This window comes from Nocardia sp. NPDC051911, from assembly GCF_040681035.1.
Classification (GTDB): domain Bacteria; phylum Actinomycetota; class Actinomycetes; order Mycobacteriales; family Mycobacteriaceae; genus Nocardia; species Nocardia sichangensis.
In genome coordinates this window covers 12,924-30,509 of the sequence record NZ_JBFAXY010000010.1, presented here as the reverse complement: position 1 = coordinate 30,509, position 17,586 = coordinate 12,924, and the positions used below count along the sequence as shown (strand labels likewise).

Genomic DNA, 17,586 nt, shown 5'->3' with positions numbered 1-17,586 from the left:
CATCCGACCGCTGACCGCCTATCGGCCAAGGCCGGTCATCGCGCCCAGTGCCGGGCTGGGGCGTTATGAGCATCGCTGAAAGCCGCGCCGGTGAGATGGGTACCGGATCGATGACCGATCGGCTCGTTGAATTCGTCGGGCTGCTGCGGGATCACGGCATCAACGCGGGGCCGAGTGAAACCATCGACGCGGCTGAGGCGATGATCGCCCTCGGAATCGATGATCGCAATCGCTTGCGCTCCGGCATGGCCGCCTGCCTGCTGCGCCGCAATGGTCAACGCGCCGTGTTCGATCAACTCTTCGACCTGTATTTCCTTACCGCCCAACAGCCACAGTCCGTCGATCCGTCGACGCCCGAATCCATCGAAGCGCTGCGAGATCGTCTCGTTGCCACACTGGCACAGGACGATTCGGAGTCGGTCGCCGAACTGGCCCGCCAGGCGCTGACCGAACTCGGCGGCTACGGCGGCGCGGGCGCCGGGCAGTCCACCGCGCCGATCACCACCGCATCCGGCGCGGGCTGGTCCTCTTACCTGACCATGAAAGCCCTACGCCCGGACGAACTCATCGATCGCGTCGTGGCGGGCATGAACGGCTCCTCCCAGCTCGACACCACCGTCCACACCATCGAGGCCAACCGCCGCCTCGCCGCTTTCCGCACCGCCGTCCAAACCGAGGCCCGCCTGCGCTCCGCACAGCTGCGCGGCACCGAATACATCGCCCGCCGCGGCGTCGAATCCAGCACCGACCAGATCGATTTCCTCGGCGCCCGCGAACAGGACCTCGCCGAAATGCGTCGCCTGGTCCACCCTTTGGCCCGCAAACTCGCCACCCGCCTCGCCGTCCGCCGCCGCAAAGCCGTCCGCGGCCAGATCGACCTACGCCGCACCCTGCGCCGCTCCATGGCCACCGGAGGCGTCCCCATCGACCCGGTCCTGCGCGCCCGCAAACACGGCCGCCCCGACCTGGTCGTCCTCGCCGACATCTCCGGCTCGGTCACCGGTTTCGCCGAATTCACCCTTCAGCTGATCCAGGCCCTGCAAGACCAGTTCAGCAAGGTCCGCAGCTTCGGCTTCGTCGACACCTGCGACGAGATCACCCACTTCTTCACCCCCGGCGAACCGCCGACCCCCGGCACCGCCGCCCGAATCATCCGCTCCACGAAAGTCGCTCGCTTCGGTAGTTCGAACTACGGCGAGGCCTTTCAAGGATTCCTCGACAACTACGCCGACGCCCTCGGTCCGCGTACGTCCGTCCTCATCCTCGGTGACGGCCGCACGAACCGCACGGACCCGAATCTCGCTGCGGTGCAGACCATTGCCGACCGGGCGAAGCACACCTACTGGCTGAATCCCGAGCCGTCTCGGTCATGGTCGACGGGGGATTCCGCCGCCCACGTGTACGCGGCGAACGTCACGATGCACGAGTGCCGAAACGTCAAGCAGTTGACCGAGGTCATCGCGCGTTTGTTACCAGCGTGAGTCGGCCGCTGCGACGGTGTCTTATCTGGCCTGCTCAGCTGGCTGGTACTGCCACCGCTCCGTCCCGCTGACCACATCTGGGCTCGGTCGGCTGGCGCGTCGCCGACAACACCAAGCCCTGCTCAACTACCACCAGCGCTGCGGCCGCCTACTTGAACACCAGTCCGGCGCAGCTTGTGGATAACGGCGGCTGTCGCGGTAGCGGTGACGTCGTCGACCCAGTCCGGAATGGCCACCGCGTTCGCGATGTATTCGCGGACGAGCCCGTAGGGAATCGCCTTGACGGCAGCCACCGCGATCGCCATGTGATGCTCGTCGGCCTCGCCGCATTCCGCCGCGACGGCGGCACGCAGTGCGTCGTTCATCCGGTCGTTGACTCCTGCGATATCCGCACGCAACTCGGCAGAGCCCACTTCGAGCAGTTCCTCGCGCCGGAACATCTTCATCGCACGAGCTTCGGTGGGATGCTCGCGGCAATATCGCGGCAGGTGCATCGCGGCGGCGAGCAGTGGGTCGGCTCCCGACAGCGCGGCGACGAATCCGATATGGAAGCGCTGGATCGAGCGCAGCCACAGTCGTGCGAGCAACTCTTCGCGGGAAGCGAAGCGCACGTAGATCGATCCGGTGTGGACGCCGGAAGCGGCACTGATCGCGGCGATGGTCGGCCTGGTCGTCGCCGGATCGGCCAGCAAGTCGCGTGCGGCGTCGAGGATCTGCTCATCGGTGAAGCGCCGGGGTCTTGCCATGGTGGACAGCCTAAGGCAATGTTTCGGAATATGGATTCAAAAACTCCGTTTCCGATCACGGGCAGTCTTCTCACATTCATCGGATCGGCACATACCGCGCTCGGCGGCGTCATCTGGGCGACCGGTCGCGAGGAGACCGAACTCGCCTTCTGGTTCACCGCGTTCGGAGTCGCCGCCGTCGGCTTCGGCATCGCCGTGATCGAGACGGAACGAACCCGCGGCTACGTACCAGCGCCGATCCTCACCGCGATCGCCGTGCTCACCGCGTTCGGCCTCGTATTCGAGCCGGTGTCAGGGTTTCTCACCGTCCTGGTACCGCTGGCCATCGGCGTCCGTGGGTGGGTGCGCCGTCGCCGCATCGCCGCGATCCCGGCAGGGTGAGTCGGACCCCGCTCGGCCACGGCGGACAGGAATCGCTGCATGGAAGCGCTGAGCCGCAGCTCTTCCTCAACGTGCAGCAGCACCCTTCTGGTCCACGTGAGCCTGTTGAAGATCGCGCATCAGAACATCGAATCGCGGCGCGTCGGGCCAATCCGGGCGCAGTGTGCCGACGCGATACCACCCACCGCCGATAGTTGTCATACGCCCGGTTGTTGTCCGGCCGTACCAGCAGAGTTGCGCGCCGTTGCGACCGACCCTCGAGCAGTTCGTCGTGCAGGGCACGGGCAATACCTCGGCCGGTGAAAGACCTAGCCTCGGCGAAAGTGTCGGTGTACGGCGCTATTCTGGTCGCCATGGCTAGGTCGGGGAGGGCAGCGCAGGGACAGTCTCGCGTCGTCAGCTCGGTTGAGAACTGCCTACCGACTCGAGCGGCGCGCCGGGACAGACCCGAATCGAGCCTGGCAGGACGCCTGGGCCACATAACATCGATAATTCCGTATCGCCGCTCGGACAGGAGTTCTGACTGATGGCGCGTATCCGCGAGATCGTACCGAGCCAACAGGAGATCCGACCTCACAAGCTCGAGAACTCTGTCTCGTGCCAATACAAGGTGATCAAGGACTTCGACGACACGCCTCTGGTTCACCTGTCCACGTTCGGTTCCGACCAGCGCGAGTCTCACCCTAAGAGCAGCCAGTCGCTGCAACTCACTCTCGAGAACGCCGCTGAGTTGATGAACATTTTTTCTGACGCTTTCGGCCTTACGTGGCGGCCGAAGCGCAACCAGGTCGGACAGTCGAATGTCAAACCAGCTTTCGCGGACGCGACCGACGAGTTGGCCGAACAACTGTTCGTGCCGAAGGCTTGGCTACAGGAGTGCATCGATCTTCTCCGCGATAGGCCGCAGCTGATCTTCTACGGGCCACCCGGAACTGGTAAGACTTACCTCGCCAAAGCACTGGCGGAGCATCTATCCGGCAAGGATAACGTCAAGATTGTTCAGTTCCATCCAGCGTACTCGTATGAGGACTTCTTCGAGGGGTTCCGGCCAGTCCAGTCGAAAGACGGTCAACTGGCGTATCACCTCCATAAGGGCCCTTTACGTCAGTTGGCGAAAGAAGCACGAGATAATCCCGAAGAGGTGTACACGTTGATCATCGATGAGATCAATCGCGGAAACCTAGCTAAAATATTCGGTGAGCTGTACTACCTCCTCGAATACCGAAACGAGTGCATCGACCTGTTGTACTCTGATGGTAAAGAATCCTTTTCGTTGCCGCGGAACATAGTCATCATCGGCACAATGAATACGGCGGACAGGTCCATTGCGTTGGTGGACTCGGCCATGCGGCGACGGTTCGCATTCACGTCGCTCCATCCCTCCGACGAGCCAACTCGCAGCATCCTGCGGAACTGGCTCAAGGCGAAAGGGCACAGTACGATGGTCGCCGATCTTGTCGATATGCTGAACGACACCATTGAAGACGAAGACTTCAAGATCGGGCCCTCATATTTCATGCGTCCTGAGGCGATCACCAAGAGAGGTATGGATCTGACGTGGCGGACTTCGATAATCCCTCTACTTCAGGAGTATCACTTCGGCGATTCGAACCTCGACGTCCAGGAGGTTTATTCGTTGGCATCCATCGCTGAGCGCGCGATGGTAGACCTCAACGGTGTCGCGTAGGTGGACCGTATTGAATCATTGATCGAGCTGATCGAGTTCGGGGCGTCAAAGACTGTCGACCTCGCGCCGGGAGAATTCGATGCCCTGAAACAGGCAAAATTCCTCAACGTCTTCAGCGCTCGAGGGCGATACACGCTCAAGCCCGGTAGGAATGTGGGTTCTATACGGGTTGGTTCGGTTCAAATCGACGTACGGCCGAAGGTGGCCGAGCTGAGGCGACTGCTCTTTTTCATAGGGTACTGCTCTAACCCGAAAATATGGCGTGAGGAAGTGATACATCTGGACAAGGTGGATGGCCTTTTTCCGGCGGTCTCCGAGTCCTTTGTGCGTTTGGCGTCTCGCGCCTTGGAGGGTGGCCTGCTGCAGGGCTACCAGAAGAAAGGTGAGTCGCTGCAACTGGTTCGGGGCCGCATAGATTTCAACGAGCAGATTACCCGACGGCACGGCTTGCCTTTGCCGGTCGCGATCGAGTACGACGACTTTACTACGGATATTGCCGAGAACAGAATCGTTCTGGCGGCTGCGTCGACTTTGAGTGTTCTGCCGCAGATCAGCGCAGAGGCTCGGTACAAACTCAGCCGTATCCGGTACCAGATGAATGATGTGCTCCTTCCTCGGAGAAACGCTCCCCGTCCAGTCTGGCGTCCGACAAGGCTGAACGCCAGGTACCACGATGTGCTCCGGTTGTCTGAAGTCATCCTCGACAACAGCTCCTTCGACCAGTGTCGCGGAAGCTTGGCTGTCACGGGGTTCATGTTCGATATGGGTATTATCTATGAAAATTTCGTGACAAATGCGTTGAGTACGGCTATGCGCCGATATGGCGGGCGCGCGGTTACCCAGGCCCGGATCTGGATGGATCTGGCGGAAACAATTCATATAAGGCCGGACTTGGTCTGGTACGACGCGAGTAATCGGCCGGTCGCAGTGATCGATGCGAAGTATAAGGTTGAGAAGGCCAAACGATTTCCTGAAGAGGACATCTATCAGATGCTCGCATACTGTGCGACGCTCGGACTCAATGAAGGCCATTTAATCTATGCGAAGGGCAATGGACCGGTCAAGACTCACGAATTAGTGCGCTCCGGCATCACTATCCACTGCCGCGCTCTCGATCTCGGCGCCGATCCAGCAAAGCTACTGCAAGAGATCGACAGCATTGCACGCACGATTCTGCACCGATAGTCGACTTTCGCCACTAACGGCTGGCTGGCACCAACGCGATCAACGCCGCTGAGCCGAGGTGAAGCACCTCCGCAAGGGTTGAGCGGTCCATCGTAAGTTCGAATTCGTTGCCTGACGTCCCGAGCACGAATGTCACACAGTCGCTGCCTTCACTTATGACGGTTCTGACAGGGCATCCTTCACTCGTGCTGACCCAACTGCCGATCGTCAGTCGATCCCAAGTCATCGTTGGTCCTCATCGGTTGTCGCTATTGTTGATGCCATCGAGCCACTGCGCATCGCCGCGATCGGCGATATAGCTGCCTCCTGGCGGGTCGGCATACACGGCTAGCAAGGCTTGTCTTGCCGATGCGAACGCGGCCGCAAGGTTTTGGTTTCGGCAGCGCGTCCAGTCTGCCCAGCACCACCCTGCGCCTGCATCGATCGTGAATTCGGTGATAGAGGCCTCCACGCCGTCGATGAATACACGTACATCGACGGGGCCGTCTGGATCTCGGACCACGACCGCTCCTACGTGTCGATAAGCGTTCAAGCGCCCGCGCATTCTCTCTTCCTCAGTTGCGGCCGAGGGACAAGTGGTGGTCGCGCAGTCGCGCTCGGCGGTGTCCATGCTGTGGCTACCCCTATCGTCCTCGACGCGGACCGGGCCGGGCACATGCGCGGATGGCTTCGACGATGTCTAGCCCTGACGGGCGGTAGTGGTCGCGGGGTGGTTGTACCCACACCCGGAACCCAGGTCGGTCGGTGGGTGATGGGAGTGCGATCTGTGCGCCGAGACGGGCGACGGAGGCGTTCAGACGGAACAATTCTCCGAATAGAGCCACGTCGTCGGGCACGTCCGGCAGGACGAGGAACGTCCATCGCTTCGATCGGGGGTGCGAGACGATCGGGCCGAGGCGAACGCCCTGCCTATGCATGTGGACCTTGATGGCTGCGCCGAGTTCGGCGGGGACGGTGATTCCCCCGACGCTGCCAGAGGGGATGAAGAGCTGGCGGAGTTGCGGCTGCACGCGTGCGGGCAGGCCGCAGACCTCCCGATAAAACCGGCACCTGGACATCAATGTGTCTGCGGGTATATCGCGCACGGATGGTGCTTGGCGCGTCGCACTACCTGCCGCATGTCTGTAGACGAATTGCATTGTTGGGCCTCTCACTTCAGTCGATCGAAGACGGGCACCCGGTGCGGAAGAGTCCGCGTCGAGTGCTGTGGCCAGATTCCGCCTCGGCGGTGTATTGCGGGAACGCCTGTTTGAGGGAGGGACAAGGGAGAATCGGGGGAGGTCGGGCTGGTTCGGGGCTGGATGCTCGGGGCGGATGCAATGATTTGGCTGCGGGTTACCGAACGAGGGGGACGGGGCTTGTCTGAACCGAATCACCAGCTCAGAGCGGCACGAGCACGAACGAAGTCCGAAGTCACGGGGCATCCGTTGTCTCGCGCAGAGCTCGCCGACGCGGTGAACGCCTGGGTCTATCGACGAACAGATCGGGCTGTTCAACTGTCGGGCAACTACATCGGGAAGTTGGAGCGCGGCGTCTTCCACTGGCCGAACGCGGACTACCGCGCCGGGCTGAGGGCCGTACTCGGCGTCGCGACCGACGCCGAACTCGGTTTTCGCCCGGTCGAGGGCGGAATCGGCGGCGATACCATGGAGTCGGACGATCCACCGATATTCCTGCCGAGCGCGGGGAAAGAGGTTGACGACGTGCAACGCCGAACCTTTCTGCTCAGCACGTCAGCCGCCGGTGTCGGTATGGCCTTCGGATTGGAGTCGGCTCGGCACGGGCTGAATCGCGCCATGTCAGAGGGTGTTCCGATCGATCTGGAGGACTGGAACGAGACAGTCCGCGAATACGGAGCCGCATACGTCACCCATACGTCCACCGAGTTGCAAGAGATGCTGTTGGTGGATGTCCTGGGCCTCGAGGTGGCGCTCGGTCTATCGCGGAGCGCTAGCCAGCGCCGCGAGCTGTACAAGATAGGCGCTCTTTTGAGCCAGTACATGGCCCAATCCATCGGAGACCTCGGCCGCCGACGCGAAGGGGCACGGTGGTGGCGCACGGCTCGCTACGCCGCAGACTGCTCAGGCGATCCCCACACCATCATGTTCGTGCGGGGACGCAAAGCCATCCGGGGGATCTATGACGGACTGGATCCTGAAGCCATCATCGAGGAGATCGGCAAATGCGATCCCCTGATCGCGGACGGTCCGGCAGTCGGGAGACCCAGCCTGCTTGCTGCGCGGGCCCAGTCCTTCGCTTTGTTGGGTCGCGCGGACGAGGCGGAGTCGGCATTGAACGATCTACGGGAGACATTCGCCGATCTGCCGTCTTCCATGACCAAGGATCACGGCTGGCACTGCTGGGCATATCCGGAAGAACGAGTCAAATTCACCGAAAGCTTCGTGTACTCCCATCTCGGCGATAGCCGCCGGGCAGAAGAGGCGCAGGCGGCGGCGCTCAACCTGTATCCGCCGAATAGTCGGCGCGGGCCGGTCCAGATCGAGTTGCAGCGTGCCATCTGCTTGGTCTCGGCAGGAGACCCAACTGAGGGTGCTGGTCATGCAACTACCACCTTGGCGGGTTTGCCGATCGAGCACCGGACGCGGTTTGTCATGGGTTTGGGGGAACAAGTCCTCGCGGCCGTACCGAAGGGTCAGCGGCGCATGCGCAGCGCTCTGGAACTCCACGAACTACTGCGGGACGACGCCTTTTGTCGTGAGAAGGCCATCGGGTCATGACCTCGCGCCTGCTCGATCTCGCCCACTACGACGCCGCTGAGGCACTCGAACTCGAAGACGAACTCAAGGCCCTGTACTTCGACTCCCATCGGGAGCAGCAAGACAACCCGTGGTACAGCCCAGTGCGATTCTGGAAACGTCTCGAAGAGATGTACGCACCGATAGCAGGCTTCGAGCTGGTCGCAGGACGGACAGACGGTCGGATGATCGGCTATGCCTTCGGCACTCCCTACAGCCGACCACAAGCAGTGTGGAAGAAAGCAGTTCGGGTCTACCCGGAATTGCTCGCTGAGACGGAGGGCGCGCCGGTCTACATCTTTCGCGAGTTCGCCGTACATCCCGACTACCAAGGTCGAGGTTTCGCGAGGACCATCCACGACGCCTTGCTGACGCGGCGGCCGGAACCACTGGCCTACCTGCTGGTGCGAGTCGGCAACCCGGCCCGCGCCGCATACGAGGCATGGGGTTGGCGTTTGATCGGAGAAGACCGGCCGTTCGCCGACTCCCCGGTTATGGATGAAATGGCCCGGCTGTTGAGCTGACTCACCCAGTGCCGCTCAGGTGTGCCCGCGGGACGAGCGCGAGCCCATCGTGTAACTCCACGATGCCCATACGAGTTTCCGCCGACAACATGATCACTGAATCGGAATCTCGATTCCAGCAACCTCGGTTTTCTCTCAGCGCCCTACTTCTGCTGTTTCGACAGCCCGACCCTGTCGCCGCGACAGCTCGCACGCCTCGGCAACATAGAACGCCTCCAGGGCATCCGCCGAAGTGCAGGGATTGTCGAGCCGCCCGGTCGCAACCTCGACGAACGTTGCCAGTTCCTCCGCATACGCCGGACGGAACCGTTCCATGAACCCGGCATAGGGAGGATAGGGGGAGGGGCTGTGGTCGAGTTCGACGGAAGTCAGCGGCGCGCGGTCGTCCAAGCCGACAATCGCGTTCCCTTTGGACCCCAACGCCTCCAGCCGAACGTCGTACCCGGCCCCGTTGTACCGGGTCAGCGATACGGTGGCCAGCGTCCCATCATCCAGACGCAGCACCACCGCCGCCGTGTCGACGTCATCCGCTTCGGCGAAGAACGCCGCGCCCCGGTTCGCCCCGAGCGCATACACCTCGACGATCTCCCGCCCCGTCACCCACCGAATGATGTCGAAATCATGCACCCCGCAGTCGCGGAAGATCCCACCCGACCGCGGAATGTACTCGGCGGGCGGCGGGGCCGGATCGAGTGTGGTCGCCCGCAAGGTATGCAGCCACCCCAGCTTGCCGGAGCGGATCGCTTCGCGCGCCGCCCGATAACCGGCGTCGAACCGCCGTTGGAAGCCGATCTGGACGGGAACCGAGGAGTTGCGGGTGTGGTCGATGACGGCGAGCGTGCCGGTGATGTCGGCCGCCACGGGCTTCTCGCAGAAGACGGGGATCCCCGCGTCGACGGCGCGGATGATGAGTTCCGGGTGGGAGTCGGTGGCGGTGGCGATGATCAGGCCGTCGAGGTCGGCGGCGAAGAGGGTGTCGAGGTCGGGGGCGAATTCGACGCCGAGGACGGCGGCGGTGGTGCGGGCGCGGTCGGCGTCGGCGTCGGCGACCACGACGGTGGCGACTTTCGGGAGTTTCTTCAGGGTCTCGGCGTGTGAGGTCCCGATGCGGCCGGTTCCGGCGAGGCCCAGCGTGACGGGTCGGTGGGGTGACATCGGCTCTCCTTATATATGGACGCGACGTGTGTTGGCGGGCGCCGGTGGTTCAGCGTGGGGCGGCTGTGGTGGAGCGGACGACGAGTGACGGTTCCACCCGGCGGCGCGCTGGGGTGGTGCGGCCGTCGCGGAGTCGTTCGGTGAGCGCGTCGATCGCTAGGCGGCCCATCTGGATGCGGGGCTGGTCGATGGTGGTCAGCGCGACGTGACGCAGCGCGGCAAGCGAGGTGTTGTCGTAGCCGACCACCGAGACGTCCTCTGGCACCCGCAGGCCCGCTTCCTCCAGCGCGGACATCGCCCCCACGGCGTTGAAGTCGTTGCCGCAGACCAGGGCGGTGGGGAAGTTGTCGTGGGAGAACAGGTTCAGCAGTTTGCGCACCGCGGCCATGCCCGCGGAGTCGGTGTGCTCGCTCGGCACGACCATCGGCTCCAGGCCGTGGCGCTGCATGGCGGCGCGGTAGCCCTTGCGGCGTGGGGCCGAGGTGAAAGCGCCGCCGCCGTCGAGGTGCACGATGCGCCGATGTCCGAGCATGACCAGGTGGTCGACGGCCAATCCGGTGCCGACCTCGCCGTTGTCGTTGACCGTGTCGATCTCGGTGACGGTGGACGTGCGGGATACCAGCACCAGCGGAGCCTGCTGCGCCGCTGCGCGAATAGCGGCGGCGGGCAGGATCGGCGACAGCAGGATGATCCCTCCGGGACGGAAGGAGAGCAGGCTCTCCAGCGCGGTGCGCTCGCGGGCGGCGGTGCGTCGGCCGGTGTTGAGGATCAGTTCGAGGCCGGCGGCCTGGGCGGCGGCGTCCATCCCTTCGACGACGTCGGCGAAGAAGGCGTTGCGCAGGTCGGAGACCATGACGCCGACGATGTTGGAGGTCCGGCTGGCCAGCGAGCGCGCCATGATGTGCGGTTGGTAGCCGAGGTCTTTCGCCGCGTCGAGCACGGCGCGGCGACGGTGCTCGCTGACCTTCGGGGAGTTGCGCATGACCAGCGAGACGAGGGCGCGGGAGACGCCGGCGCGGGCGGCGACGTCTTCCATGGTCGGTCGTGCCATGTCGCCTCCGTTCCGCGTTCGCAGGCCTTTTCGGCTCGGACGATACAAGCTGCGCGCGGGCTGATCAATAGAGCGCTCTAATGGGACGTCACGAGTAGCGTATCGGTTCGGGCGAGGCGCTCACAGCCGAATATCGCCTGGTAACTGCGTTTTGGCGACGCGCTGACGACTCTTGACACCCTATGACCTGCGTTACATAGTTGGAGCGCTCCAATAGAGCGGTTCACCTCGACGTCGAAGGTCGGAGAGCACCGATGACCGAATCCCTCTACCCGCTGCGCATCGCGGCCGCGCCGATCTCCTGGGGAGTATGCGAGGTCCCCGGTTGGGGCCACATGCTCGACGCGCACACCGTCTTGGCGGAGATGGCCGCACTCGGCCTGACCGCGACGGAACTCGGTCCTCCCGGCTATCTGCCACGCGACCCAGGTGAGCTGCGCCGGTTACTGGAGACCTTCGGACTCACCGCCGTCGGCGGATTCCTCGCCGCCGTGCTGCACCGCGACCGGCAGGACGCCATCGCCCGCGCCGAGGACACCGCCGCCCAGCTGGCCGCCGCGGGCGCTGAAGTCCTCGTCCTCGCCGCCGCGACCGGTTTCGACGGGTACGACGCGCGCCCGCAACTGGACGGCTCCGAGTGGAGCGCCTTGGTCGACACGGCCACCGCGATCCGGGACGTCGCCGCCGCGCACGGCCTGCGCACGGTGCTGCACCCGCATGTCGGCACCCATGTGGAGAGCGAGGCCGAGGTCGAGCGGTTCCTCGCCGATTCCGATCTCGACATCTGCCTGGACACCGGGCATCTGCTCATCGGCGGCACCGACCCGGTCCGGCTCGCGCGACGGCACGCGGAGCGGATCGGGCACATCCATCTCAAAGACGTGCGCGGCGCGCTGGCCGATCAGGTCCGTGCCGGAAAGCTGGACTACAGCTCGGCCGTGTGCCGTGGGCTGTATGTGCCGCTGGGCGAGGGCGAGGTCGACATCGCGGCACTCGTGCACACCGCGCGGGCCGCGGGCTACCGGGGCTGGTACGTGCTGGAGCAGGACACCGCGCTGCGGCCGGGCGAGTCGGCGCGGCAGGCGAGCGACGACACCGGGCGCAGCCTGCGCCACCTCGCGGACATCGCGCTCGCCGCCGCGGGAATCTGAAGGAAGCGACGATGTCTCCGACACCACAGCGCGGCCTCACCGCGAGGGGGCGGCGTTCGAGCCGCCTGCTGCCGTGGATCGCCACGGCCGCGCTCCTGGCCGCGTGCACCGGCCCCGGCGCCGACGCGCCCGCGCCCTCGCAAACACCGATGGCCGCTGGGACGGTGGAATCCGTCGCGGTGGTGACCCACGGCAGCCCTGGCGACGCGTTCTGGAATGTGGTCAAGAACGGTGCGGAAGCGGCGGGCAAGGACCTCGGAATCCGGGTGGAGTACAACGCTTCCGGTGATCCGGGCCAGCAGGCGAAGCTGATCGACAACGCGGTGGCGCAGGGCGTCGACGGGCTCGTCGTCTCGATGGCCAATCCCGAGGCGCTGCGGCCGTCGGTGGAAAAGGCTGTCGCCGCTGGCATTCCGGTGGTGACCATCAATTCGGGCGAGTCCGAGAGCGCGAAGTTCGGCGCGTTCGTCCATGTGGGCCAAAGCGAGTCGCTGGCCGGGCAGGCCGCGGGCAGACGGCTCGCCGAGGCGCGGCGCACGAAGATGCTGTGCGTCATCCACGAAGCGGGCAATATCGGCGCGAACGAGCGCTGCGCGGGCGCGACCAAGGCCTTCGGCAATGCCACCACGCTCCAGGTGGACATCAACAATCCGACCGACGCGCAATCACGGATCAAAGGAGCGCTGGAGGCCGACCGCTCCATCGACGCGGTTCTGACGTTGAACTCGCAAGTCGCCGCGCGAGCCGTGGACGCGGTGCGGGAAGCCGGTTCGGCCGCGACCGTCGCCACCTTCGACCTGAATTCCGATGTGGTGGAAGCGATCCGGGCCGGGAAGCTGCTGTTCGCGGTGGATCAGCAACAGTACGAGCAAGGCTATCTGCCGATCGTGCTGCTGAAGCTGTACCGGACGAATCTGAACACCGCCGGAGGCGGCGCTCCGGTGCAGACCGGACCCGGTTTCGTCGACAAGAGCAATGTGGACGCCGTCGCCGCGCTCGTCGCGCAGGGCACGCGATGAGGTGGATGAAATGACCGTTGCCACAAAGACACCCGACCGGACCCAAGACGCGGGCCGCTCACCGCTGCAACGCCTGGCCGTGCGGCCGGAGATCGGCGCGGCGCTGGGCGCGCTGCTGGTGTTCGTCTTCTTCTCCGTCGTCACCGACCGGTTCCTGAGTCCGCTCGGCGTCGCGACCTGGCTGGACGACGCCTCCACGCTGGGCATCATGGCGGTGGCCGTGGCCCTGCTGATGATCGGCGGCGAGTTCGACTTGTCGGCGGGCGTGATGACCGCCTCCACGGCGTTGGTCACCGCCCTGCTCGCGGTGCACGCCGGCTGGAACGTGTGGTTCGCGCTGCTCGCTTCGCTGGTGTTCGCGCTGGTCGTCGGCGCGTTCAACGGCTGGGTGGTGATGCGGACCGGCCTGCCCAGCTTCATCGTCACCCTGGGTACGTTCCTCGCCCTTCAGGGCCTGAATCTCGGCGTGACACGGCTGGTCACCGACACGGTGCAAGTATCGGGGGTGCGCGGCGCGGACGGCTACCAGTCGGCGGGCTGGGTGTTCGCCTCGACACTCGATATCGGGGAAGCGCACCTCCAGGCGTCGGTGGTCTGGTGGGTCGTGCTCACCGCGATCGCCGCGATAGTTCTGGTCCGCACGAGGTTCGGCAACTGGATCTTCGCCGTCGGCGGCGCGCTGCCCAGCGCCCGCGCGGTGGGCGTGCCCGCGGATCGCACCAAGATCCTGCTGTTCATGGGCACGGCGTTCGCCGGCTGGGTGGTCGGCTCCTGCAACATCCTGCGGTTCGCGAGCGTGCAGGCCAACCAGGGCGTCGGGCTGGAGCTGCACTACATCATCGCCGCCGTCGTCGGCGGGTGCCTGCTCACCGGTGGCTTCGGTTCGGCGGTGGGGGCCGCGATCGGCGCGCTGATCTTCGGCATGGCGCGCCAAGGCATCGTGTTCGCCCGCTGGGACAGCGACTGGTTCATGCTGTTCCTCGGTGTGCTGCTGCTGGCTGCGGTGCTGGTCAACAACCGATTCCAGAAACGAGCCGAAAGGGTGCGCCGATGACTTCCCTCATCGAGGCCGTGGACCTCGGCAAGAGCTACGGCGGCGTCGTCGCCCTGCGCGAGGTGTCGACGGTGGTGAACGCGGGCGAGGTGACCTGCGTGCTCGGCGACAACGGCGCGGGCAAATCCACGCTGATCAAGATCCTCGCCGGAGTGCACCGGCACGACCGAGGCGAACTGCGCGTCGAGGGCGAATCGGTGCGGTTCGCCTCACCGCGCGAGGCGTTGGATCGCGGCATCGCCACGGTGTACCAGGATCTCGCGGTGGTGCCGTTGATGAGCGTGTGGCGCAACTTCGTGCTGGGCTCGGAGCCGACATTCGGATTCGGCCCGTTCCGGCTGCTGGACCGCAAGAAAGGTTGCGCGATCGCGCGAACGGCGTTGGCGGATATGGGTATCGAGATCCGCGACATGGAACAGCCGGTCGGCACGCTGTCGGGTGGGCAGCGGCAGTGCGTCGCCATCGCGCGGGCCGTGCACTACGGCGCGAAGGTGCTGATTCTCGACGAGCCGACCGCCGCGTTGGGCGTGAAGCAGGCGGGGGTGGTGTTGCAGTACGTCGTGCGGGCGCGCGAACGCGGGCTCGGCGTCGTGCTCATCACGCACAACCCGCACCACGCCTATCCGGTCGGCGACCGATTCCTGCTGCTGAAGCGGGGCGCGATGCTCGGCTCGTACGAGAAATCGGAGATCGACCTGCCGGAACTGACCCGCCAGATGGCGGGCGGGGCGGAACTGGAGGCGTTGCAGCACGAACTGCGACGCGTGGTGACACCGTGAACGAGGAGGCGAATTCGTGACCGAGCTGGAGGCGTTGACCATCGGCCGGGTCGGGGTGGACCTGTATCCCGAACAAAGCGGCGTCGCCTTGGCACAGGTGCGCAGCTTCTCGAAATTCTTGGGCGGCACCGCGACCAACGTCGCCGTGGCCGCCGCCCGGCTCGGTCGCCGTACGGCGGTGCTGACCAAGGTGGGCCCCGATGGCTTCGGCGACTTCGTGCGCACGGCGCTGGAGGACTTCGGCGTCTCGTCCCGTTATGTGACGACCGCGCCGGGCCTCCAGACGCCCGTGGTCTTCTGCGAGCTCACGCCGCCGTCCGATCCGCCACTGCTGTTCTACCGCGCGCCGATCGCGCCGGACCTGACCATCACTCCGGACGAAGTGCCCTGGGAAGCCGTGGATGCCGTGCCCCTGCTGTGGGTCACCGGCACCGGAGTGAGCGCGGAGCCGGGGCGCGGCACGCAGCGGGACATATTGCTGCGGCGTGCACGACGCGGGCATACGGTGCTCGACCTGGACTACCGGCCGATGTTCTGGCCGGATGTCCAGACCGCGCGGACCGAGATCGGGTGGATGGTCGACCACGTGAACGTAGTGGTCGGAAACCGCGCCGAGGTAGAGATGGCGGTAGGCACCGCTGACCCGCACGCGGCGGCCGATCGGTTGCTCGCCCGCGGAGTGCGCCTCGCGGTGATCAAGCAAGGCGGCGACGGCGTGCTGGTGGCCACCGGCGAGGAACGTTGGACGGTGCCGCCGTGCCGCGTGGACGTGGTGTGCGGGCTCGGCGCGGGTGACGGATTCGGCGGGGCGCTGATCCACGGACTGCTCTCGGACTGGGACCCGCGCCGCATCGCCACCTACGCCAACGCGGCGGGCGCTCTGGTCGCCGCGCGCCTGGCCTGCGCCGACGCGATGCCCACGGGCGCGGAGATCGAGGAACTGCTGTGCGGCTGAAGTCGCGAGGGCGGGGCGAAGCGGCTGTCGTGCCGGTGGCCGACGGCTCTCGGGCGAGTCACTGCGCGTGTGTGCGACGGATGCCCGTCGGGACGGAGCGCAGCTACGGGCTCCGGCAGCTCGGTGGCCCGCGAAGCGCAAGTGCCGCTATCCGATCCATGGTCTGCTTTCGGATCGGCCTCGCGTGCACCGACACCAACGCCGACACGATGGGCGCATCGGCCGCTTCTTGCCCGGCGTGCGGCGGATGCGATGGCACACGGACCCGGAGATCGAGCATCTGCCAGGCAGCCGCACCGAATGGGGAGCGGCCGTGTTGTGGAGCCGGGCTGGAATTCCGGGGCAGCCGCACCGTATGGGGAGCGGCCGTGTTGTGGAGCCGGGCTGGAATTCCGGGCCAGCCGCACCGTATGGGGAGCAGCTGTGTGGTCGAGCCGGGCCGGAAATCAGGGGCATCCGGACCGATGGAGACTCAGCTGTGCGGTTGAGCTGGGCCGGCAATCGAGAAGCGGCGCGCGGACCGATCTGTGATCGAGCCGCGGACCGCGGCTGAGCACTGAGTGCGGGAAGGAGTAACCGTCATGCATGTGACCGACGAACGCTGGCGTGAGTTACTGCACGTGCGCGCGACGGACCCCGCCGCGGTCGAACGGGCCTACGCCAAACGAGTACGCCGCGCCGACTTGTTGGCGGGCAAGCAGACCTTGTTCCTCGTCGCCGCCGACCACCCGGCCCGCGGGGCGCTGGGCGTCGGCGCGGATCGCACGGCCATGGCGGATCGGCGCGCGTTGCTGGAACGGCTGCTGATCGCCCTGGCCGACCCGGATGTCGACGGCGTGCTCGGCTCGCCGGACGTGGTCGAGGAACTGTTGCTGCTGGACGCGCTGGACGACAAGGTCGTGATCGGTTCGATGAACCGCGGTGGGCTGGCGGGCGCGGAGTGGGAGATCGACGACCGCTTCACCGGATACGACGCGGACTCCATCGCGCGGTTCCGGCTCGACGGCGGCAAAATGCTGCTGCGCCTGGTCGACTCCGACGCGGGCACCGTGCCGACGCTGCAAGCTTGCGCGGAGGCGGTCTCGGAGCTAGCGGCGCACGAGCTGATGGCGATGGTCGAGCCGCTTCCGTATCACCGGGACGGCTCCGATGCGCTGGTGATGAGCAAGGACGCGGTCTCGCTGTCGCGGGCGATCACGGTGGCCTCCGGACTCGGTGTCACCTCGGCCTACACCTGGCTGAAGATCCCCGCACCGCAGGATATTTCGGTACTGGACGCCACCACACTGCCGGTTCTCGTGCTGGGCGGTGCACCGTCCGGAGATCCGGCGGTGGATCGAGCGCTGTGGGGCGGGGCGCTCGGCCACGACGTTGTTCGCGGTCTCGTCGTCGGCCGCACCCTGCTGTACCCACCGGACGGCGACGTCGCCAGGGCGGTCGAAACCGCCGCCCGCTTGCTGAAAGAAGCCCGATGAGGCGGGACAGCATCTGGGTACCGGCCTCGCGATGTGCCACAGACGGCGGCGATCGCTCACCGACAGAGCCGATCCGAGCGGTTCCCGTCGTTCCTGCCGTGTACAGCACGGGCACAGTCTCCGACCACTGGCACGGTCGTCGGCGAAGGGGTCGGCCGAATGTGTTCGCCCGGCGAGGCGACCGAGT

The 17,586-nt window shown here is 65.5% G+C and carries 16 protein-coding genes; 12 read left to right on the top strand and 4 right to left on the bottom strand.

Going from position 1 to position 17,586, the window contains the following annotated elements; genetic code table 11:
• The first annotated feature begins 65 nt into the window (after positions 1 to 65).
• Complete coding sequence (locus tag AB0L97_RS14545; protein WP_364429213.1) at positions 66 to 1,481, top strand: VWA domain-containing protein; 1,416 nt, start codon at positions 66 to 68, stop codon at positions 1,479 to 1,481.
• Between the two features lie 122 nt (positions 1,482 to 1,603).
• On the opposite strand, the gene AB0L97_RS14540 is transcribed toward AB0L97_RS14545, so the two are convergent.
• The gene (locus AB0L97_RS14540) at positions 1,604 to 2,227 is read right to left on the bottom strand and encodes a TetR/AcrR family transcriptional regulator (RefSeq protein ID WP_364429210.1); all 624 of its coding nucleotides are present in this window, start codon (positions 2,225 to 2,227) and stop codon (positions 1,604 to 1,606) included.
• A 30-nt stretch (positions 2,228 to 2,257) separates the two neighbouring features.
• Between AB0L97_RS14540 and AB0L97_RS14535 the strand changes: the two genes are divergently transcribed.
• The 3 genes from AB0L97_RS14535 (at position 2,258) to AB0L97_RS14525 (ending at position 5,480) form a co-directional block, all read left to right on the top strand.
• Positions 2,258 to 2,608, top strand: coding sequence for a DUF6463 family protein (locus tag AB0L97_RS14535; protein WP_364429207.1), 351 nt, complete (start codon positions 2,258 to 2,260; stop codon positions 2,606 to 2,608).
• A 526-nt stretch (positions 2,609 to 3,134) separates the two neighbouring features.
• Positions 3,135 to 4,295 carry an AAA family ATPase gene (locus tag AB0L97_RS14530; RefSeq protein WP_364429204.1) on the top strand — a complete coding sequence of 387 codons (1,161 nt, stop codon included), beginning with the start codon at positions 3,135 to 3,137 and terminating at the stop codon, positions 4,293 to 4,295.
• On the top strand, positions 4,296 to 5,480 hold the full coding sequence (locus AB0L97_RS14525; protein ID WP_364429201.1) for a restriction endonuclease: 1,185 nt from the start codon (positions 4,296 to 4,298) through the stop codon (positions 5,478 to 5,480).
• A 235-nt stretch (positions 5,481 to 5,715) separates the two neighbouring features.
• Here the strand turns inward: AB0L97_RS14525 and AB0L97_RS14520 are convergent, their stop codons facing one another.
• The gene (locus tag AB0L97_RS14520; RefSeq protein WP_364429198.1) at positions 5,716 to 5,982 is read right to left on the bottom strand and encodes a hypothetical protein; all 267 of its coding nucleotides are present in this window, start codon (positions 5,980 to 5,982) and stop codon (positions 5,716 to 5,718) included.
• Positions 5,983 to 6,907: 925 nt separating this feature from the next.
• Here AB0L97_RS14520 and AB0L97_RS14515 point away from each other — a divergent pair.
• Positions 6,908 to 8,218, top strand: a complete 1,311-nt coding sequence (locus AB0L97_RS14515; RefSeq protein ID WP_364429195.1) for a hypothetical protein — start codon at positions 6,908 to 6,910, stop codon at positions 8,216 to 8,218.
• The gene (locus AB0L97_RS14510) at positions 8,215 to 8,760 is read left to right on the top strand and encodes a GNAT family N-acetyltransferase (RefSeq protein ID WP_364429192.1); all 546 of its coding nucleotides are present in this window, start codon (positions 8,215 to 8,217) and stop codon (positions 8,758 to 8,760) included. Before AB0L97_RS14515 ends, AB0L97_RS14510 begins: the two co-directional genes overlap by 4 nt.
• A gap of 135 nt (positions 8,761 to 8,895) precedes the next feature.
• On the opposite strand, the gene AB0L97_RS14505 is transcribed toward AB0L97_RS14510, so the two are convergent.
• Together AB0L97_RS14505 and AB0L97_RS14500 are read right to left on the bottom strand one after the other, a co-directional pair.
• Entirely contained in the window at positions 8,896 to 9,915 is a 1,020-nt protein-coding gene (locus tag AB0L97_RS14505) for a Gfo/Idh/MocA family oxidoreductase (protein WP_364429189.1), read from the bottom strand.
• Positions 9,916 to 9,964: 49 nt separating this feature from the next.
• Positions 9,965 to 10,966 (bottom strand): LacI family DNA-binding transcriptional regulator, encoded by a 1,002-nt coding sequence (locus tag AB0L97_RS14500; protein WP_355080602.1) that lies wholly within the window; start codon positions 10,964 to 10,966, stop codon positions 9,965 to 9,967.
• 254 nt (positions 10,967 to 11,220) lie between these two features.
• Here AB0L97_RS14500 and AB0L97_RS14495 point away from each other — a divergent pair, with 254 nt between their 5' ends.
• The 6 genes from AB0L97_RS14495 (at position 11,221) to AB0L97_RS14470 (ending at position 17,399) form a co-directional block, all read left to right on the top strand.
• Positions 11,221 to 12,117, top strand: coding sequence for a TIM barrel protein (locus tag AB0L97_RS14495; protein ID WP_364429184.1), 897 nt, complete (start codon positions 11,221 to 11,223; stop codon positions 12,115 to 12,117).
• 11 nt (positions 12,118 to 12,128) lie between these two features.
• Positions 12,129 to 13,136: a sugar ABC transporter substrate-binding protein gene (locus AB0L97_RS14490; protein ID WP_364429181.1), complete on the top strand. Its 1,008-nt coding sequence runs from the start codon at positions 12,129 to 12,131 to the stop codon at positions 13,134 to 13,136.
• Between the two features lie 10 nt (positions 13,137 to 13,146).
• The gene (locus tag AB0L97_RS14485; RefSeq protein WP_364429178.1) at positions 13,147 to 14,190 is read left to right on the top strand and encodes an ABC transporter permease; all 1,044 of its coding nucleotides are present in this window, start codon (positions 13,147 to 13,149) and stop codon (positions 14,188 to 14,190) included.
• Positions 14,187 to 14,969, top strand: coding sequence for an ATP-binding cassette domain-containing protein (locus AB0L97_RS14480; protein WP_355080596.1), 783 nt, complete (start codon positions 14,187 to 14,189; stop codon positions 14,967 to 14,969). Before AB0L97_RS14485 ends, AB0L97_RS14480 begins: the two co-directional genes overlap by 4 nt.
• A 16-nt stretch (positions 14,970 to 14,985) precedes the next feature.
• Entirely contained in the window at positions 14,986 to 15,924 is a 939-nt protein-coding gene (gene iolC, locus AB0L97_RS14475) for a 5-dehydro-2-deoxygluconokinase (protein ID WP_364429173.1), read from the top strand.
• A gap of 581 nt (positions 15,925 to 16,505) precedes the next feature.
• Positions 16,506 to 17,399, top strand: a complete 894-nt coding sequence (locus AB0L97_RS14470) for an aldolase (RefSeq protein WP_364429169.1) — start codon at positions 16,506 to 16,508, stop codon at positions 17,397 to 17,399.
• Positions 17,400 to 17,586: the final 187 nt, after the last annotated feature.

What these genes read in the sequence shown, in the direction of transcription:
- AB0L97_RS14530 (WP_364429204.1), top strand. Translation starts at nt 3,135, where the DNA reads ATGGCGCGTATCCGCGAGATCGTACCGAGCCAACAGGAGATCCGACCT.
- AB0L97_RS14510 (WP_364429192.1), top strand. Translation starts at nt 8,215, where the DNA reads ATGACCTCGCGCCTGCTCGATCTCGCCCACTACGACGCCGCTGAGGCA.
- AB0L97_RS14500 (WP_355080602.1), bottom strand. Translation starts at nt 10,966, where the DNA reads ATGGCACGACCGACCATGGAAGACGTCGCCGCCCGCGCCGGCGTCTCC.
- AB0L97_RS14540 (WP_364429210.1), bottom strand. Translation starts at nt 2,227, where the DNA reads ATGGCAAGACCCCGGCGCTTCACCGATGAGCAGATCCTCGACGCCGCA.
- AB0L97_RS14485 (WP_364429178.1), top strand. Translation starts at nt 13,147, where the DNA reads ATGACCGTTGCCACAAAGACACCCGACCGGACCCAAGACGCGGGCCGC.
- AB0L97_RS14470 (WP_364429169.1), top strand. Translation starts at nt 16,506, where the DNA reads ATGCATGTGACCGACGAACGCTGGCGTGAGTTACTGCACGTGCGCGCG.
- AB0L97_RS14545 (WP_364429213.1), top strand. Translation starts at nt 66, where the DNA reads ATGAGCATCGCTGAAAGCCGCGCCGGTGAGATGGGTACCGGATCGATG.
- AB0L97_RS14480 (WP_355080596.1), top strand. Translation starts at nt 14,187, where the DNA reads ATGACTTCCCTCATCGAGGCCGTGGACCTCGGCAAGAGCTACGGCGGC.
- AB0L97_RS14505 (WP_364429189.1), bottom strand. Translation starts at nt 9,915, where the DNA reads ATGTCACCCCACCGACCCGTCACGCTGGGCCTCGCCGGAACCGGCCGC.
- AB0L97_RS14490 (WP_364429181.1), top strand. Translation starts at nt 12,129, where the DNA reads ATGTCTCCGACACCACAGCGCGGCCTCACCGCGAGGGGGCGGCGTTCG.
- AB0L97_RS14495 (WP_364429184.1), top strand. Translation starts at nt 11,221, where the DNA reads ATGACCGAATCCCTCTACCCGCTGCGCATCGCGGCCGCGCCGATCTCC.
- AB0L97_RS14535 (WP_364429207.1), top strand. Translation starts at nt 2,258, where the DNA reads ATGGATTCAAAAACTCCGTTTCCGATCACGGGCAGTCTTCTCACATTC.